Raw genomic sequence first — 22,729 nt, forward strand, 5'->3', positions numbered from 1 at the left:
CCCTCACGGGGCCTTGCCTTTTTCCTATTCCCCAAGGAGAACCATCATGGCAGTCACATCGGCGCCCGACCAATCGGGTTCGCCCATCACCGTCCCAGGCCAACTCACGCTGCGCACGATCCGCGGAAGAAACGGCCCTTTCAACGTCGGCCGACTTGTCACCCCCATCGGCAAGTTCGCGGTGAAGGATGCGGAGCTGGAGCAGTACCCCGAAGGCAAGTACGACGGGGAGTTCGTCATCCGCTACATCTTCCCGAAGTCCTATCCCGTCGGCGACGGCATGCGGTTCGAGATCCGTGCCAACCTGGACGGGATGACGCTCAACGGCATCGACAAACTGAGCCGTGACGAGGCACGCAGCTTCACCACCCAGGAAGTCGATCCGCTCGATGAAGAACTGGGCGCGCAGCCTGCGTCAACGCCGGCCAAGCCCGCCAAGGCATCCAGACCCGCCAAGCCCGCATCCGTGCAGGCGTCCGCGGACCCGCTGATCGATACCACGCCTTTTGGTGTGGATGCCCCGCCGCCCGCTGCGGCTGCTGCCCCCGGCAGCACCGAAGATGGCGACGCCGCGCTGTTCGGGCTGCTCTGGCCGCTGGGAGAGTCCGTGAAACTGGATTCGACCATCGACCGCCGCACCCTGCGCGCGCAGATCGCCCGCCTGGGTGAACTGGGCTACGCGCTGGACTTCAAGACGCAGGAGTGGAGCCGCCAGGCCGAACTGCAACCTGCGTGATCGCAGACGCCGCATCCGCGGTGTTCTTGATCCATCCGCCGGGGTTCCTTCCCCATGCGGGGGAGGCTCCGACTTTCTTCTGGAGGTCTCCATCATGTCCACCATCGCTTGCGATGCACCTCATTGCACGCTGGACGAACCCGCGTGGCGCGCTGTCTGCAAGACGGCCGCCGAGCACGCCCAGCGTGGTTGCGGCCTGTCCTGGGATCACTGGGTCACGCTTTTCAGTTCGGAGATCGACGCGCAAGCCAGTCGGTTGCCGGAAACCCAGCGGGCTCAGGCCCTGGAAATCGCGACCCAGGAATGGGACTACGCAACCCCTGCCGAACGGCAGGAAACGCAGGAGTGGAACGCTGCGAACGGCTACTGCTCCCATGGCATCGAACTGGGCTACTGCCCAGCCGGTTGCGGCTCCTAGTCCGCACCGGACTCCATCGCCGCACGCGCGGCATTCCATCACCCGCTGGGGGCTCTCCCCCACGGGGAGGCCTCCGGCTCGATTCTTCAGGAGGCCTTTCATGGGCTGGTATTTCTCCCCCCAATCGCGGTCTGAACTGATCGCGGAACTGATCGCACCGCAAGAGACCGAGCGCGCCAGCGTCAAGGTCATCGCCCACGCGCTGCGCGGCAACGTCCTGTGGTCCGTCACGGAAGTGACGGCCAAGGTCGAAGGCGTGCATCGTCATCTGGCGCCAGGCCAATCCCTGCGCTACATCCGCTGCGATCTTCTCGAACGCAGCGGCGACCAGTGGGGCTACAAGCCACTGGACGAGTCCATGCACCCGTACTACTACACGTGCCCGCTGTCCTATCTGGACCTCGCACCAGAGCAGTCCGCCGACTGGCGTGCAGGCGTTCGCGCCTACCACGCGCGGCGGCGCACACCCACGGCACCTGCGGCACCCACCGCAGCGCTGATGGCCTGAGCCAGGAGGAACCGACATGGACCCGATCCTGGCTGCGCTTCCGCCCTCGCTGTTGAAGCTCGTTGAAGGGAGTTTGTCCAACGACGAAGTTTCTTCCGACGAGGAAATGCTGGAGTACTTCATCAGCAACGGCCTCACCGAGGCACAGGCACGGCAGGCACTGACCCACCGCGACCAGTACCTCAACAACATCTACCTGGAGGGCTTCACGCCAATCACTTCGGTAGATGAGGCGCTTCACTTCAACCCGCACACCCGGCAGTTCGAGCCGGACTGAGCGGCTTTCTTCCACCCCCTGGGGCAGTACTTGCCCCAGCGGGCGGTGCTGTTCCCGTTCATCCGAGGACACCACCATGCCCGAAAACACTTCTTCCACCACGCTGTATCGCATCGACGAATGCTCCGACGTGATGGCCGATGCTTGCGTCGGCGATGACCAGGGCAATCTGATCTTCCTGTCGATCTGGGCGCGCGACACCGCCGTCCAGCAGTTCCTCGCTCGTCTGACCCTCGGGCGCGACGAACAGGGCCTGGACCAGTTCCACGTCATCACCGACCAGGGCGGCAGCGTCCCGGTGTTCGTCAGCAACGTCGATCGTCTGGAAAAGCGCATGACCCGCGCCTACCGGCGAACGCTGTTCGGTTCGCTGTCCAACGTGTGGCTGTTCGACCGCCGCTGCGTCAAGCCCGACAAGGCCAACGCCAGCGCACTGGCATTGCTGCCCAAGGGCAGCGCCCACCGGCTTGACCGCCTGTGGATGCTGGTGCGGGACACCTGCCCACTGCCGCTGCTCGACCACTGGCGCGAAACCGTGCTGGAGCTGCTACAGACCCGCGAGATGCTGGCCCGTCTTCCGTTCGCCCTCGGGTCGCTGGAAGGCCATCGGCTCGCCATCGACGTGCCGGCGCTGACCCTGGCGCTGGGCTCCCTGATCCGCAGTGACGTGCTCACCGCCTATCCGTATCCGGCCAAGATTTGGACGCCGGAAGCGGTAGCGGCTTGACCCGCCCGCGAGAGCACGCCAAGGCGTGCTTTCGCACTTCATCCCCGCCAACCAGGAGACTTCCATGGCCCTCATGTTCCCGCGGCTCGCCCGCAATTTCTCCAAGAACGGGTACTACCCGACCGACGAACCCACGCTCGAAAGAGCCCTCAACGCACTGATGCCCAGCGATGGCCCGATGTGCATCCTCGATCCCTGCGCCGGCGAAGGCGTGGCGATCGCCGAAGCCGCTCATGCTCTCGGGCGCGAGCAAGCCAAGGCGTTCGCCGTCGAGTTCGACGCGGAGCGGGCACGCCATGCCCGCGGCCTGGTCGATCATTGCCTGCACGCGGACCTGATGGACACGATGATCTCAAAGCAGTCGTTCGGGCTGCTCTGGCTCAACCCACCGTATGGCGATCTGTCCAAGGACGTCAACGGCAACATCGGCTATCAGGGCCAGGGCCGTGCCCGCTTCGAGAAGCTCTTCTATCAGCGCAGCCTCTCGCTATTGCAGTATGGCGGCGTGCTGGTCTTCATCGTCCCTGGCTACGTGCTCGACGCCGAGCTGGTCGGCTGGCTGACACGCCACTACACGGACCTACGCATCTACCGAGCGGTGGAAACGCAGTTCAAGCAGGTGGTGATCTTCGGCCGCAGGGTGCGCCAGCGCGAGCTGGCACCCGATGGTCTCAAGGCCGTGCGCAATCTGCTGCTGCAGATCGGGCTTGGTGAAGTCGAAGCCGAGGAACTGCCGAGCGAATGGCCGTTCCTGCCGTACATCGTCCCCGCCAGTCCGGCCGAGCCGGAGCATTTCTTCCGCGTGACGATGGAGCCAGAGCAGTTCGCCGATGAAGTCGGCCGGCTGCAAGGCCTCTGGCCGTCGCAGGACACGCACCTGGGGGCCGCGCAGCAGTCGCTGCGTCCACCGGCGCGTGCCTTGTCCCACTGGCATCTCGCCCTGGCTCTGGCCGCGGGCGCGATCTCGGGGGTTGTGCGCTCCAAGACCGGGCGCGTGCTCGTCGTCAAAGGTGACACCCACAAGGACAAGACGCTCCAGCGGGAATTCACCGAACGCGAAGACGGCTCCATCGCCGAGACCCGCATCCTCACCGACAAGTTCGTGCCCGTCATCCGCGCGTGGGACATGACGCCCGGCTCCGCCACGCGGGGCGAGGTGTTGACCATCCGCTGATCGCTTCTCTACCGCTGACGGTCACCGTCGGCTTCCTCCACCCACCGGGGTCCAGTCGCCCCGAGGGGGCGCCGTGGCCCCTTCATCTTCAAGGAGCCTTTCCATGGCAGCCCAAGCACTTCCCATCGGCCAAGCATCGAGCCGGCGCTTCTTCCCTGGCGAGACCGTCGTGACCTGTGGCGTTGACGCCCTGGTCCAGCAGGGCCGGCTCAACCCGGTGCCGTATCTGCACCGCCACCTCAATGGCGACTGGGGCGACCTCGACGACTACGACAAGCGGCAGAACGATGCCGCGCTGGAGTCCGGCGAGGACCGCCTTTTCTCTTCCTACCAGGTCGCACCCGGCCTGCAGCTTTGGATTATCACCGAATGGGATCGCAGCGTGACCACGCTGCTACTGCCCAGCGAGTACTGATCTCTCCCAGACGACGGCCGCCTGCCGTCTCTTCATCCCACCACGGGGCATGCCATCGCCCCGCGGGGGTGGTGCATGCCCCATTTTCTTTGGAGCATCACCATGTCCCTCGATCTCGAAACCACTGCCGCTGAAGCCGCGCCCGTACAGGGCGAACTGCTCGATGCGGAATCTTCCCCTCTGACCCTGAGCCTTCAGGATTTCGTCGGCGAGTTCGGCGACGAACTGCTCGACGCCCTCAACAGCGCGAACCCGCCGGTCTATAACGGCCAGCCGCAGGCGCACCGGCAACTCGTCGTCGCCAGCCTCAAGCGCAAGCTGTTTCCGGCCCAGGCCGAAGTCGTCCACGCCGCCGCCGAGCTGCTGATCGACCGTGGCGAACGCGCCGCGATCGTCAATGGCGAAATGGGCTGCGGCAAGACGACCGTCGGCATCGCCACGGCCGCCGTGCTCAACGCCGAAGGCTATCGCCGCACCCTGGTTCTTTCGCCGCCGCACCTTGTTTACAAGTGGCGGCGCGAGATCCAGGAGACGGTGGCAGGCGCCAAGGTGTGGGTGCTCAACGGGCCGGACACGCTCATCAAGCTCATCAAGCTGCGCGAGCAGTTGAATGTCCAGCCCACGGGCCAGGAGTTCTTCGTCTTGGGCCGGGTCAGGATGCGGATGGGGTTCCACTGGAAGCCCGTCTTCACCCAGCGGCGCACCCGTCACGGCAACGTGGCGGCGTGCCCGGACTGCGGCACGGTCATCACCGACCTCGACGGCGAGCCGGTCAATCCGGTCGCGCTCCAAGCCGAGGAATACCGCAGGAAGTGCAGCCATTGCGCCGCCCCCCTGTGGACGCTGATCCGCCCGCGCAGCCTGTCCGGCAGCGACCAGTCCTCGGCCGTGCTGAAAGCCCTCAAGCGCATCCCGACGATCGGGGAAGTCACCGCGCAGAAGCTGATGCAGAAGTTCGGCGAAGGCTTCCTCGCGTCGATGCTGGGCGACAACATCCATGAGTTCATCAACCTCATGGACGGCAACGGCGAACTGGTCTTCTCTGACCGCCAGGCGCATCGCATGGAAAGAGCGATGGCGAACATGGAGTTCGGCTTCGGCGAAGGCGGCTACCAGCCGTCCGAGTTCATCAAGCGCTACCTGCCTCAAGGCACGTTCGACCTGTGCATCGCGGACGAGGCCCACGAGTACAAGAACGGTGGCAGTGCCCAGGGCCAGGCCATGGGCGTGCTGGCGGCGAAGGCTCGCAAGACCTTGCTGCTGACAGGCACGCTGATGGGCGGCTACGGGGACGACCTGTTCTACCTGCTGTTCCGAGCCCTGCCTGGGCGGATGATCGAAGACGGCTACCGCCCGACCACGAGCGGCAGCATGACCTCGGCGGCCATGGCGTTCATGAGGGACCACGGGGTCCTCAAGGACATCTACTCCGAAAGCACCGGCACGGCGCACAAGACGGCCAGGGGCACCAAGGTATCGGTGCGCACGGTCAAGGCTCCCGGCTTCGGGCCGAAAGGGGTCTTGCGGTGCATCCTGCCGTTCACGATCTTCCTCAAGCTCAAGGACATCGGCGGCAACGTCCTGCCGCCGTATGACGAGGAGTTCCGTGAAGTCGCAATGGACACGGCGCAAGCCGCGGCCTACCGCGACCTGGCGGGTCGGCTGACCGCGGAGCTGAAACAGGCTCTGGCGCGACGCGATACGACGCTGCTGGGTGTGGTGCTCAACGTGCTGCTGGCCTGGCCGGACTGCTGCTTCCGGTCGGAAACCGTGGTGCATCCGCGCACGCGCAACACCTTGGCGTTCGTCCCGGCTCAGTTCAACGAGTTTGAGGTGACGCCGAAAGAGCGCGAGCTGATCGACATCTGCAAAGAAGAGAAGGCGCAGGGCCGCAAGGTCCTGGCCTACACGGTCTATACCGGCACGCGCGACACCACGTCGCGCTTGAAGGTGCTGCTGGAGCAGGAAGGTTTTCGGGTGGCGGTGCTGCGCGCAAGCGTGGACGCCAGCCGCCGCGAGGACTGGATCGCCGAGCAACTGGACCGTGGCATCGACGTGCTCATCACCAACCCCGAGCTGGTCAAGACGGGCTTGGACCTGTTGGACTTCCCGACGATCGTTTTCATGCAGTCGGGCTACAACGTGTACTCGCTCCAGCAGGCGGCACGCCGCTCCTGGCGCATCGGACAGAAACAGCCGGTGCGCGTGATCTACCTCGGCTACGCCGGTTCCTCGCAGATGACCTGCCTGGAGCTGATGGCCAAGAAGATCATGGTCTCGCAGTCCACCTCGGGCGACGTGCCCGAATCGGGCCTGGATGTGCTCAACCAGGACGGTGATTCCGTCGAGGTCGCGCTGGCCCGGCAACTGGTCGCCGCCTGATCCCCACGCCAACGCCGGCCTCGCGCCGCCGGCTTTCCATTGTTCCCACCTTGCAGCCACGCCCACGGTCTCCGTGGACGTGGCTGCGCATTTTTCATTCCAAGGAGATTTCCATGAACACCCATACCCAATCCACGCCCGAAAACGTGAAGGCCCGCCTGACGCTGGACGTGACCTGTTTGCTCAACGGCGAGGCCGCGTCGGAAATACTGGCACGGCTGCAACGCATGTGGGTCCGCGCCATCGGCGAGAGGTTGCTAATCGATGAGACCGCCGCGAAGGTGGATGTTTGGTCGATCGAGGTGACCGAGTTGCCCTCGGCGACTAACAGCGATGCGCTCGAAGCCGAGATCGCCGCCTTCATGCAGCAACGCATCGGGGACGGCAACCTCTGTGCAGAGGACATTCCCTTGCGCCTGGCGAGCTATGGCCTGATGGCCCCCGAGGATTTCATCGACGAAATGCGCGAGCGCATGGGCATGGAAGACGACGCCCCCACGGGCCGAGCCGTCATCCCCTCGACCGAACCTGCCGACGGCGGTGAGATCGAGATGCAAGTCGCGGTCGTCTGCATCGGTGCCTCCGGTAGCCCCAACGTGCCGGTCTTCAAGGTCAGGATCACCCAGGAGGAATACGACCTGGGTATCCACTACGACAAGGCCAGGGACCTGGCCGAAGAGGCCCGGTACGAAGGGCCGTTCATCTGCTTCGACGCCGCCGAATATGGCCCCATCCTGTCGGCCGCCCGCGAACTTGGCCTCGTTCCGCAGGTCGTCGTGGTCGATATGACCGACGGCCAGATCCACTCCATCCGCTGCGACAGCGGCGAGATCAAGGTCATCTGCTACGACACCAGCGACACTGACGAGTATTCGGCGGCGGTGGCGAACCGGCCGCTCGGCGAGAACGGGCAGTTCGTGCGCTGCTGGTCGCACACCCAACTGGCACGGGTCGATCCCGGCCTGAAGCTGGCTCGGGATTGATCGGGCGAAGCCCGATGCGTTTTCACAGGCCCCTTCGGGGGCCTTTTCCTTTGGAGGGAGGCTGCCGGGAAATCGGGCGCTGCCTGGTTCGCATTGTTTGCTGCCGCTCGTGGCCCGAGCGGCGATGGTGAGGGCTCGATGTTTCAGGACGACGCGCCATGTGCCCCTCTCCACCTTGGTTTCACCATCCCGAACGCCGTCTGCTGGCGGGTTTTCTCGGCCTGCTTTGGTCGGTGCTGGCTGGCGGCTGCGCGACGACGAGCGCGCCGGTCGCGCCCGACACCATCGAGGAAGTCTCGGCCGCACCCGTACCCGAGGCGCCCGAATACATCCCCGTTGTGCGCTACGGCCGCTACACCCTCGTGGAACTGGCACCGACAGCAGCGCAGCGCGACCTGCTGTTGCAGACCATCGACGTGTCGATGCCCGAGGATGCACGCGCTACGGTCGGCGACGGGCTACGGCATGTGCTCAAGCGCAGCGGTTACGGCTTGTGCCAGACGACGCACGCGGTGATCGAGCTGTACGCACTGCCGCTGCCGGCGGCCCACCTGCACCTCGGCCCCATGACCCTGCGGGATGCGCTGCTCACCCTGGCTGGTTCGGCCTGGGAACTGCACGCGGATGACCGCGCGCGGCAAATCTGCTTCGAGCGGCCCGGCGACAGCATGACCGCCGACAACGTACCCGCGCCGCCTGCCACCGAGGCGGTGCAGACGTTCCCGCTGGCGCCCGCGGCATCGGGAGGCCAGCCATGAACGCCCCGCAGCCCGCCCATCGTTCAACGGCCGCCGTGGTGGTGCAGAGCCTGATGTGGCTCTGGCTGATCGGCCTCAGTGTCCTCGTTGCCCTCGGCTACCAGACGATGAACGACCAGGCCGACCAGGAGCGCCTCGATTCCCGCCTGCAACGCCTCGAAGCGCAGGCAACAGGCCTGGCCGAGACCGTCGAGGCCATCCAGCAGCGTCCAGCCGTCGCCACGGCGGCAGACCTCAAAGACACCCGCCAAATCCTGGAAGCACGCGCGGCCCAGGTCGAGAAATCGCTGAGCGCCTATGCCTCCGCCGACGACCTTCAGGCACTGCGCGCCGAAGTCGAGCAAATCAAGGCGCGGCAGACCGCTGCGCGCGCCGCTGCACCCGCCCAGCCGCGCACCAGGAACAAGCCCACCGCCAAGCCCGAACCGACGCCGCTCCCGTTCCGCATCGTCGGTGCCGAACTGCGTGCCGGCGAGCGCAGCGTGTCCGTCGCGCCGAGCAATGGCGACTTCACGCCCGACCAGCTTCAGGTGCTGCTACCCGGCGATGCGGTCGGCCCGTGGCGCTTGCAGGCCGTCGAGGGCAGCACTGCGGTGTTCCAGGCCGGCGACCAGACCCGCCACGTGGCGATCCCCTGAACGGAGCACACCACATGAAGCCGTCGATCATCCTTTCCGCGCTTCTGCTGGCGTCCACCCAGTTGCCCGCGTGGGCGCAGCAATCCGCCACGGCTCCCGCCCGCAATGCGCAGAGTCAGGAACGCCCGCTGGTCGCCCGCATTCTGGACGACCGGGTGGCGAGCGACTGGGGCCTTCAACCTCAGGAGTGGGCGCGCTATCGCGAACTGATGGACGGTCCACTGGGCATCTATTCGCCCAACCTGGACCCGCTGTCGGCCCTGGGCATCGAGGCGCGTACCGAAGAGGAACGGCGACGCTACGCCGAGCTGCAGGTGCAGGTCGAAGCGCGCCGCGTGGAGAAACTGCTCGCTTATCAGCGGGCCTATGACGAGGCCTGGCAGCGCCTGAACCCCGGGATGCAGCGGGTGAACCTGCCGGACGACAAGCCGGTCGCCGGGGCCACGCGCGGCTCCGGCCGCACGGCAGTGTTCGTGAAAGATAACTGCGTGGCCTGCGGCCAGCTCGTGCAGCGCCTGCAATCCTCGGGCGCCGAATTCGACCTGTACATGGTCGGCAGCCGCCAGGACGACGCGCGCATCCGCGATTGGGCCAAGCGCGCGAACGTCGATCCGGCGCGCGTGCGCAGCGGCAGCATCACGCTCAACCACGACGGCGGCCGCTGGTTGACCTTGGGGGTACCCGGCGACCTGCCGGCGGTCGTGCGCGAGGTGAACGGCCAATGGCAGCGCCAGCCATAGCCGCCCCCCTGCGCACACTGGTGCTCGCCGCTGGCCTATGCGCCTGCGTCGCCCAAGCCCAGGAGGTTCCGCCACCGGCCTACCAGCTCGCCGCGCAGCGCGCAGGCATCCCCTCGACGGTGCTCTACGCCGTGGCCTTGCAGGAGAGTGGCATCCGCCGTAACGGACGCATCGTCCCGTGGCCGTGGTCCCTCAACGTCGCCGGCCAATCACGCCGCTATGCGACCCGCGCCGATGCCTGCGCGGGTTTGCAGCAGGCGATGCGCTCCACGCCGCACACGCGCATCGACGCGGGCCTGGGCCAGATCAACCTCGGCTACCACCAGCAGCGCTACGCCAGCGCCTGCGACCTGCTCGACCCGTACCGGAATCTCGCCATCGCTGCCGAGATCCTGCGCGAGCAACACGCCCCCGGCGAGGACTGGTTGCTGGCGATGGGCCGCTACCACCGCCCCGCGGGTGGCGAGCCCGCCGCCCGCTACCGGCGCAGCGTGTCGCGCCACCTCGCCCGGGTGCAGGGCGCACGCCCAACCGCCGCGGTTCTCGCCGCACGCAAGGAGACATCCCCATGACGACATCCCATCTGGCCTTGCGTGGCCTGCTCGTACTGCTGGCGGGTCTGCCGCTGGCCTCGCTTGCCGGCGAGCCGCTGATCGTGGTCGAAGACCGCGGCGGCGCGTCGGCGCTGCCGTACTACGAAGCCCTGAACCTCCAGCCGCGCACCAACGCACCGGCCCGGCCGCCGATCCCGACGCCCCAGGTTCCCGCCACGCCGGCGGACGAGGCCGCGATGCTGCCGGTGCGCAGCGCCAAGCTCACCCCCGGCACCGTCCCGCGGCGTGTCATCGAGGCTCCGGGTCTGCGGCCTTTCGTTGTCGTCGGCGACGACGAGGCATCTCGGGCCTGGCTGCGCAGCCAGGCAGCCGCGCTGCGCGAGCGCGGCGCGGTCGGTCTGGTGGTCAACGTCGAGACCGTGCAGGGCCTGGCGCGGCTGCGCACCCTGGTGCCCGGCGTACCCCTCGCGCCCATGTCCGGCGACGACCTGGCCGAGCGCCTGGGCCTGCGGCACTACCCGGTGCTGATCACAGCCACCGGCATCGAGCAATGAAGCCATGTCGGGGAAACAGCCGGTCGAGGTACTGCTTCGCCCAGCGGTGGAGCTATACACCGTTGCCGCATGCGCGGGCGCCGCGTTTCTGTCCCTGGTGGCCCCATGGTCGCTCGCGCTGAGCCCGTCCATGGGCGTCGGCAGCGCGCTGGCGTTCGGCGCCTACGGTGCCATCCGCTACCGCGATGCCCGCGTCATCCTGCGCTACCGGCGCAACATCCGCCGCCTGCCGCGCTACGTGATGACCAGCAAGGACGTGCCGGTCAGCCAGCAGCGGCTGTTCGTGGGGCGCGGGTTCCTGTGGGAGCAGAAGCACACCCATAGGCTCATGCAAACGTACCGGCCGGAGTTCCGCCGCTACGTCGAGCCCACACCAGCCTACCGGCTGGCGCGACGGCTGGAAGAACGGCTGGAGTACGCGCCGTTCCCGCTGTCCCGGCTGTCGAAACTCACCGGCTGGGACGTACCTTTCAACCCGGTGCGGCCGTTGCCGCCTGTGGGCGGCCTGCCGCGCCTGCACGGCATCGAACCCGAGGAGATGGACGTCAGCCTGCCGCTGGGCGAGCGCGTCGGCCACTCGCTGGTGCTGGGCACGACGCGCGTCGGCAAGACCCGGCTGGCCGAACTATTCGTGACCCAGGACATCCGGCGCGTGAACGCCGCGGGCGAGCACGAGGTGGTGATCGTCATTGACCCCAAGGGCGATGCCGATCTCCTGAAGCGGATGTACGTCGAGGCTAAGCGCGCCGGCCGCGAAGGCGAGTTCTACGTCTTCCACCTGGGATGGCCGGACATCTCCGCGCGCTACAACGCCGTGGGGCGATTCGGGCGTATATCGGAAGTCGCCACCCGCGTTGCGGGGCAGCTTTCCGGTGAAGGCAACTCGGCCGCCTTCCGAGAGTTTGCGTGGCGGTTCGTCAACATCATTGCCCGCGCCCTGGTGGAGCTGGGACAGCGGCCCGACTACATGCTGATCCAACGGCACGTCATCAACATCGACGCGCTGTTCATCGAGTACGCCCAGCATTACTTCGCCAAGACCGAGCCCAGGGCCTGGGAGGTGATCGTCCAGATCGAGGCCAAGCTCAACGAGAAGAACATCCCGCGCAACATGATCGGGCGCGAGAAGCGCGTGGTGGCGCTGGAGCAGTACCTCTCGCAGGCGCGCAACTACGACCCGGTGCTGGATGGCCTGCGCTCGGCGGTTCGCTACGACAAGACGTACTTCGACAAGATCGTCGCATCGCTGCTGCCGCTGCTGGAGAAGCTCACTAGCGGCAAGATCGCGCAGCTCCTGGCCCCGAACTACTCCGACCTGGCCGACCCGCGCCCGATCTTCGACTGGATGCAGATCATCCGTAAGAGGGCCATCGTCTATGTGGGCCTGGATGCGCTCTCCGACGCCGAGGTCGCCACCGCGGTCGGCAACTCGATGTTCAGCGATCTCGTGTCGGTCGCCGGGCATATCTACAAGCATGGGATCGACGATGGCCTGCCGGGCGCATCGGCCGGTGCGCGCGTGCCGATCAACGTCCATGCCGACGAGTTCAACGAATTGATGGGCGACGAGTTCATCCCGCTGATCAACAAGGGCGGCGGTGCCGGCCTGCAAGTCACTGCGTACACGCAGACCCTGTCGGACATCGAGGCCCGCATCGGCAACCGCGCGAAGGCAGGCCAGGTGATCGGGAATTTCAACAACCTGTTCATGCTGCGCGTGCGCGAGACCGCGACCGCCGAACTGCTGACCCGGCAATTGCCGAAGGTCGAGGTCTATACGACCACCATCGTCAGCGGCGCGACCGACAGCTCGGACATTCGCGGGGCGACGGATTTCACGTCGAACACTCAGGACCGCATCAGCATGTCCAGCGTGCCGATGATCGAGCCGTCGCACGTCGTCGGCCTGCCGAAAGGCCAGTGCTTCGCGTTGCTGCAGGGCGGCCAGCTTTGGAAAGTGCGCATGCCGCTGCCGGCGCCGGACCCGGACGAAGTGATGCCGGCAGACTTGCAGCAACTGGCCGGGTACATGCGCCAGAGCTACAGCGAAGCGACGCAGTGGTGGGAGTTCACCAGTTCCCCCGCCTTGCAGGACACGGGCCTGCCCGACGACCTGCTGGATGACGCCGCTGCGGCCGAACCTCCCGCGGTGGCCATTGCCACCGACGAGGACACCGGCAACAAGGCCTCGCCATGAAGGACGCCGCCTCGACTGCACAACGGGAGCAGAACCAGCGCCAGGGCCTGATCGTCGGCACCATCACCTTGCCGTTCCGGCTGCTCGGGGTGCTGATCGGCTCGCTGCTGTTCTCGATCGTCGTGGAGTGCGTCGGCATGCACCTGTTCTGGAAGGACCAGGGCTGGCGGCACTCGCAGCAGATGTTGCAGTACGAACTGGGGCACCTGTCCAGCCACTTCACGCGCAGCGTCGTCGTGCAGGAGCCGGGGCGCACCGCGCACGAACTGGTGGATACCGGCTACGAATGGGTATTCGTTCGCTCCGGGCTGCTGGAGCGCATGAGCCAGACCGCCGAGCGCGCCCGCGCGCCGAGCCACGGGAGGATCCAGGACGGGGGGCGCAACTTTCGCTACTACATCAGCCAGGTCTATGTCTGGACCGAGAACTACCTGATTGCCGCGGCCTTCACCACCCTCACGTTTCTGGTGCGCCTGCTGGTTCTGGTGCTCACGTTGCCGCTGATCTGCACCGCGGCGTTCGTCGGCCTGATCGACGGTCTTGTGCGGCGGGACGTGCGCCGGTTCGGCGCAGGCCGGGAATCCGGCTTCATCTACCACCGCGCGAAGGCGAGCCTGATGCCGCTGGCCGTGCTGCCGTGGGTCACGTACCTGGCCTTGCCGATCTCTGTGCATCCACTGCTGATCCTGCTGCCCAGCGCAGCCTTGCTGGGACTGGCCGTGAGCCTGACTGCGGGCAGCTTCAAAAAATACTTGTGATGACAGAGAAACCAGATCATTAGGCAACTCATTCAGTATTTCTTATTTATTGAATTTGCTGACCAAGGATTTTCTCGCGATACATATTGGCCAAATGGCGCGCCCTCATGCTCCACTGCTCTGTAATCTTTGGGAAATCTGTTGCGCCGCGCCCATCCATTCCTTGCAATGTAACGTAGCCCTGCCCATCCTGTCCGCGTACAAAAGCTATGTAGTTATATATTGAATCTCGAAATTCAGTGAGAGCATAAAAGAAGGCATCGCCAGCCGGAAGCGCACGAGATAAGTCAATGCGACCTTGGGCATATAAAAAATCATTGACACCCTTCATTCCCCATCCTACCCGATCCAACTCAATGTAAAGATTGTCCACGGCGTCATAATGCACAGATGGAATGTAACCACATGAAAAGTCCCATGTTTCGAGCCAGTCGAGAAAGTCAGACCTGAAATATGAAGGAACAATATTTTGAAGTGTGGCTATGGAATCCGCCATCTGCTGAGGCGTTAATGCGCTCCTGGCAACTTGAAATGCTGATGGGAAAATTCTCTTACAGACATCTTGTGGGATAAAACTAATATCAGAAATTTCACCCCAATAGACCACGTGAACCGGAAAAATCGATCCATCCAGCCTTTTGTGTTGAGTGCCATGGAACTGATGATGATTTATGCTGGTATGGCGATTTGCCGTTGTGAAAATCACATAACAACCAATCGGCTCAGGGAAGGAATCGGTCTTACTCAACTCAGCCGTAACGTCTGTAGAGTTTAGTTGATTAACAAATTTTGCCTGCCCAAACACTGAGTAGCCGCCAACGGCAGGAAAAATGTCAATGCCATGCTGCCTTTGCCCATTTCCGCCGTATCTTCTGAATTGCACGTCATACCTCATATTCCGCGCGACCCAGTCCCTCATGAGGTAGCAGCAAATTTCCTCAAAATCTTGATCAGTTCTAAAGGTCAGTCCTTGCATTTTTATCCTGGATCTTTGTAAGAGCGTTGATATTTTGCCACGCGGCCGGTGGAAATTCCCTTCTTGAATTCTGGCCTGACGACCACTCCCTGAGCGAACTGGACGCACGCTGCCAATCAAACCGATCAGCGCAGTTTCCTATTGTTTGCTGCCTGCAGTCACCCTGAACTCCACCATCGCACTATTCTGATCACACAGGAATGGCGCGATGTTGGCTCCGATCTGGCAGCGCGCCGCGCATCGCGGCGTGCCCATTTTTCTCGTGACGGCCCTGCTGCTGGGTCAGTCCCCGATGGCGTTGGCCGAGTCCCCCGCACAGCGCCAGGAGCTGGTCGCCGCGCTGCGCCAACTCGACGCGCTGGAGCGCACCGTCGCCGACAGCGCCGCGCGTGCCCCCATCCAGCCGGGCGAGCGCTACCACTTCGATTACCCGCGGTTGCTGGCTGACTTGGCGCGCGTGCGCGCCGGCATCCAGGCCCATCTCACACCGTCGCGTGCCCAGCCGCGCGACCCCTCCGAACTGGCCAGCGACTACCGCACCGAGCGGTCCGCTTCGCCATCGCCGACGACTACGGAAGCCAAGCCATGAACGGCGCCCAGGTCTCGGCATTTCAAGCCAACAGCGGCATCGCGCCTTCGGCGATGGCGACCGTCCTGGTCGGCGCCGTGTTCGCGGTGCTCCTCGTCTGGGGCGTCTGGGCCATCCGAACGGCCTACGTGGGGTGGTCCGAGAGCCGCCTCAACCAGCGCCAGTTCCTCGGCGTCTGCATCCGCTTCGTCGCGATGTACCTCGTCCTGAGCTTCTTCCTCCTCTCCTGACCTGAAAGGCACGACCATGCAAAACCGCATCCTCCATTCCCGCCTTGCCCAGCGCGCCGCTGTGGCACTGGGCTCCGCCGCGCTGCCCGCGCTGTCGTTCGCGCAAGGCTTGCCGCAGTTGGAAAACCCGACCCGCGGCACCGGCAACGGCATCATGGAAACGATCAGGAACTACGGCTACGACATCATCATGCTCGTAGCCCTCCTGGTCGTGGCGTCGATGTTCATCGGCGTCTGCTACCACGCCTACGGCACCTACGCGGAAATCCACACCGGCCGCAAGACCTGGGGCCAGTTTGGCCTCACCGTCGCGATCGGTGCCGTGCTGCTCGTGATCGGCATCTGGCTGCTCACCGAAGCCACCGGCATCCTGTAAGGCGAGGCCGGTATGTCCGAGCAGCAGCACGTCCGTGCGGACGGGACGGTCACGTTCCTTCCGCATCGGCTCAACCGCCACCCTGTTGTCGTGCGCGGCCTCACCGCCGACGAACTGTGGATCTGCTGCGGCCTGTCCGGCGCCGCCGGCCTGCTGGTCGGCGCGCCGCTGTCCTGGGTGTTCCGCACGATCGCCATCGCGCCGACGTTCGTCGTCCTGGGCGTGGCCCTGGGCGTCTTCATCGGCGGCGGCATCCTGCGCCGGCTCAAGCGCGGGCGCCCCGACACCTGGCTGTACCGGCAACTGCAATGGCGCATCGCCACGCGCCATCCACTGATGGCGGGATGGGTAGGCGGCCACGTGCTGATCTCGCGCTCCGGCTTCTGGTCCACCCGAAGGTCCGTTGCAAGGGGGGCACGATGAGCCGCTTCAAGAACGAGATCACCCACCTGCAGGCGCACATCAAGACGCTTCGCCTGGGTGCTGGTGCGCTGGTCATCGTCGCCCTGGTCATGGGCGGTGGCTGGTGGAGCGCGCCGCGCGACCTGACCATCCACGTCCCGCCCGACCTGCGCTCGGGCAGTACCCGCAAGTGGTGGGAAGTGCCGCCCGAATCGGTCTATGCGTTCACGTTCTACGTGTTCCAGACCCTCAACCGCTGGCCGACGAACGGCGAAGAGGACTATCCGCGCAACCTCCACACGCTCTCGCCGTACCTTACCCCGTCCTGCCAGGCCTTCCTGCGCGCGGACTACGACTACCGCCGTTCCACGGGCGAGCTGCGCCAGCGCGTGCGCGGGATTTATGAGATCCCCGGCCGCGGCTACGGCGACGACCCCACGGCGCGCGTGCGCGTGGTCTCCGACCGCGACTGGGTGGTGACGCTCGACATCACCGCCGACGAGTACTACGGCGCCGAGCAGGTCAAGCGCGCGCTCGTGCGCTACCCGGTGAAGGTCACGCGGGTGGACGTCGATCCCGCCCGCAACCCCTTCGGCCTGGCGCTGGACTGCTACGACGGCGCGCCCCAGCGCATCAGCGCACCGGAGCCGACTCGCCCGGCACCTGGCGGCCTGTCTCCGCAAGCGCCCCAAGGAGGAAACACCCCATGAAGCATCCTGTACTCGTGCTGCTGGGGCTGCTGGCCGTGGCCGCGGCACCCGTCTCCCATGCTGTGGAGATTCTGCGGTGGGAACGCATGCCGCTGGCGGTGCCGCTGAAGGTCGGCCAGGAGCGCATCGTGTTCATCGACCGGAACGTCCGCGTGGGCGTGCCCGCAGGCGTGGGCGAACGCCTGCGCGTGCAGAGCGCAGGTGGCGCGGTGTACCTGCGCGCCAGCGAGCCGATCGAGCCCACGCGGCTGCAATTGCAGGACGCCGACACGGGCGCGCTGATCCTGCTCGACATTGCGGCCGAGCCGCCCAAAGACGGCGAAGCCGAGCTGGAGCCGGTGCGCATCGTCGAGGGCAGCAGCACCCCTGCGCGCTACGGCGATCAGCCAGGCGGTGCCGATGAGGCCCCGGCACGCGCCCAGGACCAAGCAGGTACGCGGGCGACCCGGCGCGAAACCCCGGTTCCGGTCGTCCTGACGCGCTTCGCCGCGCAGAACCTCTACGCGCCGCTGCGCACTGTGGAGTCGCTGCCTGGCGTCATGCGGGTGAACCTGCGCCGTGACCTCGACCTCGGCACGCTGATGCCGACGCTGCCGGTGCGCGCGGTCGCGCTCGCGTCGTGGCGTCTGGAAGACCAGTGGGTCACGGCCGTGCGCCTGACCAACAGCAGCAGCGGCTGGGTCACGCTCGACCCGCGCGTGCTGCAAGGCGATTTCCTCACCGCCACCTTCCAGCACGAAGCGCTCGGACCGCGCGGGACGCCCGAGGACACGACCGTCCTGTACCTGGTGACGCGCGGGCACGGCCTCGCGCAATCGCTGCTGCCGGCGATCCACCGCTTCGACCCGGCCGTGCATCTGCCGCAGCGGGAAGCTGAAGCCGACGATGGCAAGGAGGCCCGCCATGCGCAGTAACGGCTTGCTCAAGTGGCTGATGATCCCGGTCGCCTTGCTGGTGCTGTTCGTTGCCATCCGGCTGTTCTCCGGTGGAAGCACGTCGGCACCGCCCGCCGCGGATGCTGGCTCCAAGCTCACGCCCGAGGAAATGAAGGCGTTGGGCATCGAAGGCGATACCCCGCGCGATACCGTGGCAACGCTCGTCGCCCAGGTGAAACAGTTGCGCACCGAGCTTCAGACCGCGCTGACCGACAACAAGTCGCAGCGCGAGGAAAACCAGCGGCTGCGCCAGCGGGAGAACTCCATTGATCAGCGCATCAATTCGGCCCTCGAATCCGAGCGCTCCAACCTGCGCCGCGACCAGGAACAGGCGGCCAGCGCGCGCCAGCAGACCGAGGGGCTGCTCGCCGACCTGCAGCGGCGCCTGGACAGCATTGGCGGGCGCGGCGGCGGTCACGCTGATCTGCCGGTGGGCCTGGGGCTGCGCGGCGGCGACGAGGCCGGCATGGAAGGCGGCATGCGCTGGGTCGAACCGGACGACGCGAAGAAGGCCGAGGGCCGCAATGGCAGTCGTGGCGCAGGCAGCGGCATGAGCTTCCCGACGAGCTTCGGCCCGGCACAAAGCACACTGGAAACCACCGCGGAAACCGTGGCGAACGCCGGCGCAGGTGCGGCAGGCGTCAAGAGCGCCAAGCCGGTCTATACCGTGCCGACCAACTCGACACTGATGGGCTCCGTGGCGATGACGGCGCTGATTGGGCGCGTGCCGATCGACGGGACGGTGAACGATCCGTACCCCTTCAAGGTGCTGGTCGGGCCGGACAATCTGACTGCCAACGGCATCGACATTCCCGACGTGGCCGGCGCGGTGTTCTCCGGAACCGCATCGGGCGACTGGACGCTCTCGTGCGTGCGCGGCCAGGTTCGCAGCATCACCTTCGTCTTCAACGACGGCACGATCCGCACGATTCCCGAAGACCGCGAAGGCAACCAGCAGAACAACCAGCAGCGCGACGGCCTGGGCTGGATCAGCGACCCGCACGGCATCCCGTGCGTCAGCGGCGAACGGCGCAGCAACGCCCAGCAGTACCTCGGGTCGCAAGCTCTGATCACCGCGGCCGGAGCCGGCGTGGCCTCGCTCATCGAGAGCGACAGCGGCCGCATGTCCTACGTCGGCTCGGACGGCGCCATCGGCACCGTGGGCATCAGCGGCAAGGAAGCAGTCGGCCAGATCCTCGCGGGCGGCGTCCGGGACATGTCGACCTGGGTCAACAAGCTCTACGGACAGGCTTTCGCCGCCGTCTATGTGCAGCCAGGCGCCAAGGTCGCCGTCCACCTCGAAAAGCCGCTGGCCATCGATCACGACCCCGAAGGCCGGCGCGTCGATCACCGTGCAGGAGAAAGCCATGCGCTCGAACTCGATTAAGGGCCTCGCGCTGGCCGCGGCCGTCGCCGTGCTCAGCGGTTGCGCCACCAGCAAGGAAGAACTGCTGACCCATAGCGACCGCACCATGATGGACATCTGGCAGCAGGAAACGGGTGGCGGCGGCAGTGGCACCGGCCAGGTCGCGCGCCGGCAGTTGCTCGACGCGCGCCAGAGCCTGCGCCGGCCGCTGACCGACGCCGATGTGCAGGCTGCGCCCGTCGAGCAGATGCGCTACACGCGCACGGCGCGCAACGAGGTTTATCGCCAGTTCCAGCGCCTGCCCAACCCCGATCTCGTCATGTATGTGTACCCGCACCTGGCGGGCACGGACCCCGTGCCGGTTCCGGGCTACACGACGGTCTTCCCCCTGTACCAGCGCGTGCAGTACGCCATGCCCGGTGAACGGCTGGAGGACTATTGATGCGCTGGGAACTTCCCTGGCCGAAGCTGGCCGCATCCGGCACCGGCGACGAAGAGAAGCCGGACGGCTGGCAGCGCCACGTCGAGGCCTTGCGCCAGGCCGGCGTCCCTGAACCCGGCGCAGCGGTCCAGGGCCGCAGGCCGGCGACGGTAGCCGACGAGCAGGCGCTGTACGACGTCGCGCCGTCGTTCGCGGAACTGCTGCCTTGGGTGGAGTTCTTGCCGCAGTCGAAGTCCATGCTGCTGGAGGATGGGCAGTCGGTCGCTGCCTTCTACGAGCTGGTGCCGCTGGGCACCGAGGGGCGGGAGCCCGGCTGGCTCGCGCATGCCCGCGATGCCTTGGAGAACGCGCTCCAGGACTCGTTCGATGAGCTGGACGAAAACCCCTGGGTACTCCAGCTCTATGCCCAGGACGAGCCCAGCTTCGACCAGTACATGCAGACCCTGCGCGACTACGTGCAGCCGCGTGCCCGCGGCACCGCTTTCACCGAGTTCTACTTGCGCTTCTTCGGCCACCACCTGCGCGCGGTCGCCAAGCCGGGCGGCCTGTTCGAGGACACGGTGGTCACGCGGCTGCGCTGGCGCGGCCAGACGCGGCGGGTGCGCATGGTGATCTATCGCCGTGCAACTGGGCAGGCAAGCCGCCGCGGCCAGACGCCCGAGCAGATGCTGAACATCGTCTGCGACCGCCTGTGCGGCGGCCTGGCGAACGCCGGCATCCAGGCACGGCGCATGGTCGCAGCCGACGTCCACGACTGGCTGCTGCGGTGGTTCAATCCGCGCCCGGCGATGCTTGGACCGAGTGCAGAGGACCGGGAGCGCTTCTACGCGCTGGCGCGCTACCCCGACAGCACCGAAGAAAGCGAGGCCGGCGAAATCGAGCTGGCGAGCGGGCGGGATTTCAGCCAGCGGCTGTTCTTCGGCCAGCCACGCTCCGACGTGGAGCACGGCACCTGGTATTTCGACGGCATGCCGCACCGCGTGCTGATCACCGACCGGCTGCGCATGCCGCCCGGCACCGGACACCTGACCGGCGAGACCCGCAAAGGGGATGCCATCAACACGCTGTTCGACCAGATGCCGGAAGACACCTTGCTGTGTCTCACGATGGTCGCCACGCCGCAGGATGTCCTGGAAGCGGATCTCAACCACCTGGCGAAGAAGGCCGTGGGCGAGACGCTGGCGTCGGAGCAGACGTTGAAGGACGTGCAGGAAGCCCGCTCCCTCATCGGCAGCGCACACAAGCTCTACCGGGGGACGCTGGCATTCTACCTGCGCGGACGCGACGAAGCGGAACTGGACCGGCGCGGCCTGGACCTGGCGAACGTGATGCTCAATGCTGGCTTGCAGCCGGTGCGCGAGGACGACGAGGTGGCGCCGCTCAACAGCTACTTGCGGTGGCTGCCATGCTGCTACAACCCCGGCCAGGATCGGCGCAAGTGGTACACCCAACTGATGTTCGCTCAGCACGCGGCGAACCTGTCGCCGGTGTGGGGCCGCGCTCAAGGTACGGGGCACCCGGGCATCACGATGTTCAACCGCGGTGGCGGGCCGATCACCTTCGACCCGCTCAGCCGCCTGGATCGGCAGATGAACGCCCATCTGTTCCTGTTCGGCCCCACCGGCTCCGGCAAGAGCGCCACGCTCAACAACCTCTTGAATCAGGTCACGGCCATCTACCGACCGCGGCTGTTCATCGTGGAGGCTGGCAACAGCTTCGGCCTGTTCAGCGACTTCGCACGCATGCTCGGGCTGACGGTAAACCGGGTCAAGCTGGCCCCAGGTTCGGGCATCAGCCTCGCGCCATTCGCAGACGCGCGTCGGCTGATCGAGACGCCCAGCGACGTGCAGACGCTCGACGCCGACGCGCTGGATGAAGACCCGCCACCAGATGCCTCGGCCATGGAGGCGGACGAGCAGCGCGACGTGCTCGGCGAACTGGAGATCACGGCGCGGCTGATGATCACGGGCGGAGAGGACAAGGAGGAAGCCCGGATGACGCGGGCTGACCGCTCGCTGATCCGTCAGTGCATCCTCGACGCCGCCGAGCACTGCGTGGCCGACAAACGCACGGTGCTTACGCGCGACGTGCGCAACGCGTTGCGCGCCCGCGGCCAGGACCCGACGCTGCCCGAAATGCGCCGCGTGCGGCTGCTGGAGATGGCGGATGCGATGGACATGTTCTGTCAAGGCACGGACGGCGAAATGTTCGACCGCGACGGCACGCCGTGGCCCGAAGCCGACATCACCTTGGTTGACCTCGCGACATACGCCCGCGAGGGCTACAACGCGCAGCTCTCCATCGCTTACATCAGCCTGATCAGCACGGTGAACAACATCGCCGAGCGCGACCAATACCTGGGACGCCCGATCATCAACGTCACCGACGAAGGCCACATCATCACGAAGAACCCGCTGCTCGCGCCCTACGTCGTGAAAATTACAAAGATGTGGAGGAAATTGGGGGCCTGGTTCTGGCTCGCGACGCAGAACATCGACGACCTGCCGCGCGCCGCGGAGCCCATGCTCAACATGATCGAGTGGTGGATCTGTCTCAGCATGCCGCCCGATGAAGTTGAGAAGATCGCGCGGTTCCGCGAACTCTCGCCCGCGCAGAAGGCGCTGATGCTTTCGGCGCGCAAGGAAGCGGGGAAATTCACCGAAGGCGTCATCCTCTCCAAGAGCATGGAAGTGCTGTTCCGCGCCGTGCCGCCGTCCCTGTACCTCGCCCTCGCGCAGACAGAACCCGAGGAGAAGGCCGAACGCTACCAGCTCATGCAGCAGTACGGCTGCACCGAACTGGAAGCGGCTTTCAAGGTGGCCGAGAAGATCGACCAGGCCCGCGGCATCGAGTCGCCGGCCCTGGAACTGTCGTAAACCGGAGA

The 22,729-nt window shown here is 66.0% G+C and carries 26 protein-coding genes; 25 read left to right on the forward strand and 1 reads right to left on the reverse strand.

The window, feature by feature from the left end; genetic code table 11:
* The first annotated feature begins 46 nt into the window (after positions 1 to 46).
* The 16 genes from V3B46_RS15660 to V3B46_RS15735 all read left to right on the forward strand — a co-directional run bounded on the left by V3B46_RS15660 (position 47) and on the right by V3B46_RS15735 (position 13,819).
* Positions 47 to 736, forward strand: coding sequence for a DUF3275 family protein (locus V3B46_RS15660; RefSeq protein WP_003821074.1), 690 nt, complete (start codon positions 47 to 49; stop codon positions 734 to 736).
* Between the two features lie 94 nt (positions 737 to 830).
* Positions 831 to 1,154: a hypothetical protein gene (locus V3B46_RS15665; RefSeq protein WP_003821078.1), complete on the forward strand. Its 324-nt coding sequence runs from the start codon at positions 831 to 833 to the stop codon at positions 1,152 to 1,154.
* Between the two features lie 100 nt (positions 1,155 to 1,254).
* Positions 1,255 to 1,662, forward strand: coding sequence for a hypothetical protein (locus V3B46_RS15670; RefSeq protein WP_003821084.1), 408 nt, complete (start codon positions 1,255 to 1,257; stop codon positions 1,660 to 1,662).
* Positions 1,663 to 1,678: 16 nt separating this feature from the next.
* Entirely contained in the window at positions 1,679 to 1,939 is a 261-nt protein-coding gene (locus V3B46_RS15675; protein WP_003821086.1) for a hypothetical protein, read from the forward strand.
* Between the two features lie 76 nt (positions 1,940 to 2,015).
* Positions 2,016 to 2,666, forward strand: coding sequence for a hypothetical protein (locus V3B46_RS15680; protein WP_003821087.1), 651 nt, complete (start codon positions 2,016 to 2,018; stop codon positions 2,664 to 2,666).
* A 40-nt stretch (positions 2,667 to 2,706) separates the two neighbouring features.
* Positions 2,707 to 3,840 (forward strand): DUF6094 domain-containing protein, encoded by a 1,134-nt coding sequence (locus tag V3B46_RS15685; protein ID WP_255632234.1) that lies wholly within the window; start codon positions 2,707 to 2,709, stop codon positions 3,838 to 3,840.
* A 103-nt stretch (positions 3,841 to 3,943) separates the two neighbouring features.
* Positions 3,944 to 4,255, forward strand: a complete 312-nt coding sequence (locus V3B46_RS15690; protein WP_003821089.1) for a hypothetical protein — start codon at positions 3,944 to 3,946, stop codon at positions 4,253 to 4,255.
* A 102-nt stretch (positions 4,256 to 4,357) separates the two neighbouring features.
* Positions 4,358 to 6,637, forward strand: a complete 2,280-nt coding sequence (locus V3B46_RS15695) for a helicase-related protein (RefSeq protein WP_021205692.1) — start codon at positions 4,358 to 4,360, stop codon at positions 6,635 to 6,637.
* 113 nt (positions 6,638 to 6,750) lie between these two features.
* A complete protein-coding gene (locus V3B46_RS15700) occupies positions 6,751 to 7,620 on the forward strand; it encodes a hypothetical protein (protein WP_003821092.1) in 870 nt (289 codons plus the stop codon).
* Between the two features lie 158 nt (positions 7,621 to 7,778).
* Positions 7,779 to 8,378 (forward strand): PFGI-1 class ICE element type IV pilus protein PilL2, encoded by a 600-nt coding sequence (pilL2, locus tag V3B46_RS15705; RefSeq protein WP_003821093.1) that lies wholly within the window; start codon positions 7,779 to 7,781, stop codon positions 8,376 to 8,378.
* Complete coding sequence (locus V3B46_RS15710) at positions 8,375 to 9,016, forward strand: hypothetical protein (RefSeq protein WP_003821094.1); 642 nt, start codon at positions 8,375 to 8,377, stop codon at positions 9,014 to 9,016. The genes pilL2 and V3B46_RS15710 overlap by 4 nt, the downstream gene beginning before the upstream one ends.
* 14 nt (positions 9,017 to 9,030) lie before the next feature.
* Complete coding sequence (locus V3B46_RS15715; RefSeq protein WP_003821095.1) at positions 9,031 to 9,756, forward strand: TIGR03759 family integrating conjugative element protein; 726 nt, start codon at positions 9,031 to 9,033, stop codon at positions 9,754 to 9,756.
* Positions 9,738 to 10,328, forward strand: coding sequence for a transglycosylase SLT domain-containing protein (locus tag V3B46_RS15720; RefSeq protein ID WP_003821096.1), 591 nt, complete (start codon positions 9,738 to 9,740; stop codon positions 10,326 to 10,328). Before V3B46_RS15715 ends, V3B46_RS15720 begins: the two co-directional genes overlap by 19 nt.
* A complete protein-coding gene (locus tag V3B46_RS15725) occupies positions 10,325 to 10,864 on the forward strand; it encodes an integrating conjugative element protein (protein WP_003821097.1) in 540 nt (179 codons plus the stop codon). The genes V3B46_RS15720 and V3B46_RS15725 overlap by 4 nt, the downstream gene beginning before the upstream one ends.
* A gap of 4 nt (positions 10,865 to 10,868) precedes the next feature.
* Positions 10,869 to 13,061: a type IV conjugative transfer system coupling protein TraD gene (gene traD / locus V3B46_RS15730; protein WP_003821101.1), complete on the forward strand. Its 2,193-nt coding sequence runs from the start codon at positions 10,869 to 10,871 to the stop codon at positions 13,059 to 13,061.
* On the forward strand, positions 13,058 to 13,819 hold the full coding sequence (locus tag V3B46_RS15735; protein ID WP_003821103.1) for a TIGR03747 family integrating conjugative element membrane protein: 762 nt from the start codon (positions 13,058 to 13,060) through the stop codon (positions 13,817 to 13,819). Before traD ends, V3B46_RS15735 begins: the two co-directional genes overlap by 4 nt.
* A gap of 46 nt (positions 13,820 to 13,865) precedes the next feature.
* Here the strand turns inward: V3B46_RS15735 and V3B46_RS15740 are convergent, their stop codons facing one another.
* A complete protein-coding gene (locus V3B46_RS15740; RefSeq protein WP_003821104.1) occupies positions 13,866 to 14,795 on the reverse strand; it encodes a hypothetical protein in 930 nt (309 codons plus the stop codon).
* A gap of 208 nt (positions 14,796 to 15,003) precedes the next feature.
* Here V3B46_RS15740 and V3B46_RS15745 point away from each other — a divergent pair, with 208 nt between their 5' ends.
* The 9 genes from V3B46_RS15745 to V3B46_RS15785 all read left to right on the forward strand — a co-directional run bounded on the left by V3B46_RS15745 (position 15,004) and on the right by V3B46_RS15785 (position 22,721).
* On the forward strand, positions 15,004 to 15,384 hold the full coding sequence (locus V3B46_RS15745; RefSeq protein WP_003821105.1) for an integrative conjugative element protein, RAQPRD family: 381 nt from the start codon (positions 15,004 to 15,006) through the stop codon (positions 15,382 to 15,384).
* Positions 15,381 to 15,614, forward strand: a complete 234-nt coding sequence (locus tag V3B46_RS15750; protein ID WP_003821106.1) for a TIGR03758 family integrating conjugative element protein — start codon at positions 15,381 to 15,383, stop codon at positions 15,612 to 15,614. Before V3B46_RS15745 ends, V3B46_RS15750 begins: the two co-directional genes overlap by 4 nt.
* A gap of 61 nt (positions 15,615 to 15,675) precedes the next feature.
* Positions 15,676 to 15,990, forward strand: coding sequence for a TIGR03745 family integrating conjugative element membrane protein (locus tag V3B46_RS15755; protein WP_425279593.1), 315 nt, complete (start codon positions 15,676 to 15,678; stop codon positions 15,988 to 15,990).
* Between the two features lie 12 nt (positions 15,991 to 16,002).
* The gene (locus V3B46_RS15760) at positions 16,003 to 16,413 is read left to right on the forward strand and encodes a TIGR03750 family conjugal transfer protein (protein WP_003821108.1); all 411 of its coding nucleotides are present in this window, start codon (positions 16,003 to 16,005) and stop codon (positions 16,411 to 16,413) included.
* A complete protein-coding gene (locus tag V3B46_RS15765) occupies positions 16,410 to 17,102 on the forward strand; it encodes a PFL_4703 family integrating conjugative element protein (protein WP_003821110.1) in 693 nt (230 codons plus the stop codon). The genes V3B46_RS15760 and V3B46_RS15765 overlap by 4 nt, the downstream gene beginning before the upstream one ends.
* On the forward strand, positions 17,099 to 18,016 hold the full coding sequence (locus V3B46_RS15770; RefSeq protein WP_003821112.1) for a TIGR03749 family integrating conjugative element protein: 918 nt from the start codon (positions 17,099 to 17,101) through the stop codon (positions 18,014 to 18,016). The genes V3B46_RS15765 and V3B46_RS15770 overlap by 4 nt, the downstream gene beginning before the upstream one ends.
* Positions 18,006 to 19,424: a TIGR03752 family integrating conjugative element protein gene (locus V3B46_RS15775; RefSeq protein ID WP_003821113.1), complete on the forward strand. Its 1,419-nt coding sequence runs from the start codon at positions 18,006 to 18,008 to the stop codon at positions 19,422 to 19,424. The genes V3B46_RS15770 and V3B46_RS15775 overlap by 11 nt, the downstream gene beginning before the upstream one ends.
* Positions 19,405 to 19,845, forward strand: coding sequence for a TIGR03751 family conjugal transfer lipoprotein (locus tag V3B46_RS15780; protein ID WP_003821115.1), 441 nt, complete (start codon positions 19,405 to 19,407; stop codon positions 19,843 to 19,845). The genes V3B46_RS15775 and V3B46_RS15780 overlap by 20 nt, the downstream gene beginning before the upstream one ends.
* Positions 19,845 to 22,721, forward strand: a complete 2,877-nt coding sequence (locus tag V3B46_RS15785; protein ID WP_003821116.1) for a conjugative transfer ATPase — start codon at positions 19,845 to 19,847, stop codon at positions 22,719 to 22,721. The genes V3B46_RS15780 and V3B46_RS15785 overlap by 1 nt, the downstream gene beginning before the upstream one ends.
* Positions 22,722 to 22,729: the final 8 nt, after the last annotated feature.

This window comes from Stenotrophomonas sp. SMYL11 (genome assembly GCF_036320005.1).
Lineage (GTDB): Bacteria > Pseudomonadota > Gammaproteobacteria > Xanthomonadales > Xanthomonadaceae > Stenotrophomonas > Stenotrophomonas maltophilia_A.

What these genes read in the sequence shown, in the direction of transcription:
- V3B46_RS15670 (WP_003821084.1), top strand. Translation starts at nt 1,255, where the DNA reads ATGGGCTGGTATTTCTCCCCCCAATCGCGGTCTGAACTGATCGCGGAA.
- V3B46_RS15775 (WP_003821113.1), top strand. Translation starts at nt 18,006, where the DNA reads ATGCGCAGTAACGGCTTGCTCAAGTGGCTGATGATCCCGGTCGCCTTG.
- V3B46_RS15710 (WP_003821094.1), top strand. Translation starts at nt 8,375, where the DNA reads ATGAACGCCCCGCAGCCCGCCCATCGTTCAACGGCCGCCGTGGTGGTG.
- pilL2 (WP_003821093.1), top strand. Translation starts at nt 7,779, where the DNA reads ATGTGCCCCTCTCCACCTTGGTTTCACCATCCCGAACGCCGTCTGCTG.
- V3B46_RS15780 (WP_003821115.1), top strand. Translation starts at nt 19,405, where the DNA reads ATGCGCTCGAACTCGATTAAGGGCCTCGCGCTGGCCGCGGCCGTCGCC.
- V3B46_RS15715 (WP_003821095.1), top strand. Translation starts at nt 9,031, where the DNA reads ATGAAGCCGTCGATCATCCTTTCCGCGCTTCTGCTGGCGTCCACCCAG.
- V3B46_RS15690 (WP_003821089.1), top strand. Translation starts at nt 3,944, where the DNA reads ATGGCAGCCCAAGCACTTCCCATCGGCCAAGCATCGAGCCGGCGCTTC.
- V3B46_RS15745 (WP_003821105.1), top strand. Translation starts at nt 15,004, where the DNA reads ATGTTGGCTCCGATCTGGCAGCGCGCCGCGCATCGCGGCGTGCCCATT.
- V3B46_RS15765 (WP_003821110.1), top strand. Translation starts at nt 16,410, where the DNA reads ATGAGCCGCTTCAAGAACGAGATCACCCACCTGCAGGCGCACATCAAG.
- V3B46_RS15695 (WP_021205692.1), top strand. Translation starts at nt 4,358, where the DNA reads ATGTCCCTCGATCTCGAAACCACTGCCGCTGAAGCCGCGCCCGTACAG.
- traD (WP_003821101.1), top strand. Translation starts at nt 10,869, where the DNA reads ATGTCGGGGAAACAGCCGGTCGAGGTACTGCTTCGCCCAGCGGTGGAG.
- V3B46_RS15680 (WP_003821087.1), top strand. Translation starts at nt 2,016, where the DNA reads ATGCCCGAAAACACTTCTTCCACCACGCTGTATCGCATCGACGAATGC.
- V3B46_RS15750 (WP_003821106.1), top strand. Translation starts at nt 15,381, where the DNA reads ATGAACGGCGCCCAGGTCTCGGCATTTCAAGCCAACAGCGGCATCGCG.
- V3B46_RS15785 (WP_003821116.1), top strand. Translation starts at nt 19,845, where the DNA reads ATGCGCTGGGAACTTCCCTGGCCGAAGCTGGCCGCATCCGGCACCGGC.
- V3B46_RS15760 (WP_003821108.1), top strand. Translation starts at nt 16,003, where the DNA reads ATGTCCGAGCAGCAGCACGTCCGTGCGGACGGGACGGTCACGTTCCTT.
- V3B46_RS15770 (WP_003821112.1), top strand. Translation starts at nt 17,099, where the DNA reads ATGAAGCATCCTGTACTCGTGCTGCTGGGGCTGCTGGCCGTGGCCGCG.
- V3B46_RS15735 (WP_003821103.1), top strand. Translation starts at nt 13,058, where the DNA reads ATGAAGGACGCCGCCTCGACTGCACAACGGGAGCAGAACCAGCGCCAG.
- V3B46_RS15720 (WP_003821096.1), top strand. Translation starts at nt 9,738, where the DNA reads ATGGCAGCGCCAGCCATAGCCGCCCCCCTGCGCACACTGGTGCTCGCC.
- V3B46_RS15660 (WP_003821074.1), top strand. Translation starts at nt 47, where the DNA reads ATGGCAGTCACATCGGCGCCCGACCAATCGGGTTCGCCCATCACCGTC.
- V3B46_RS15740 (WP_003821104.1), bottom strand. Translation starts at nt 14,795, where the DNA reads ATGCAAGGACTGACCTTTAGAACTGATCAAGATTTTGAGGAAATTTGC.
- V3B46_RS15665 (WP_003821078.1), top strand. Translation starts at nt 831, where the DNA reads ATGTCCACCATCGCTTGCGATGCACCTCATTGCACGCTGGACGAACCC.
- V3B46_RS15700 (WP_003821092.1), top strand. Translation starts at nt 6,751, where the DNA reads ATGAACACCCATACCCAATCCACGCCCGAAAACGTGAAGGCCCGCCTG.
- V3B46_RS15725 (WP_003821097.1), top strand. Translation starts at nt 10,325, where the DNA reads ATGACGACATCCCATCTGGCCTTGCGTGGCCTGCTCGTACTGCTGGCG.
- V3B46_RS15675 (WP_003821086.1), top strand. Translation starts at nt 1,679, where the DNA reads ATGGACCCGATCCTGGCTGCGCTTCCGCCCTCGCTGTTGAAGCTCGTT.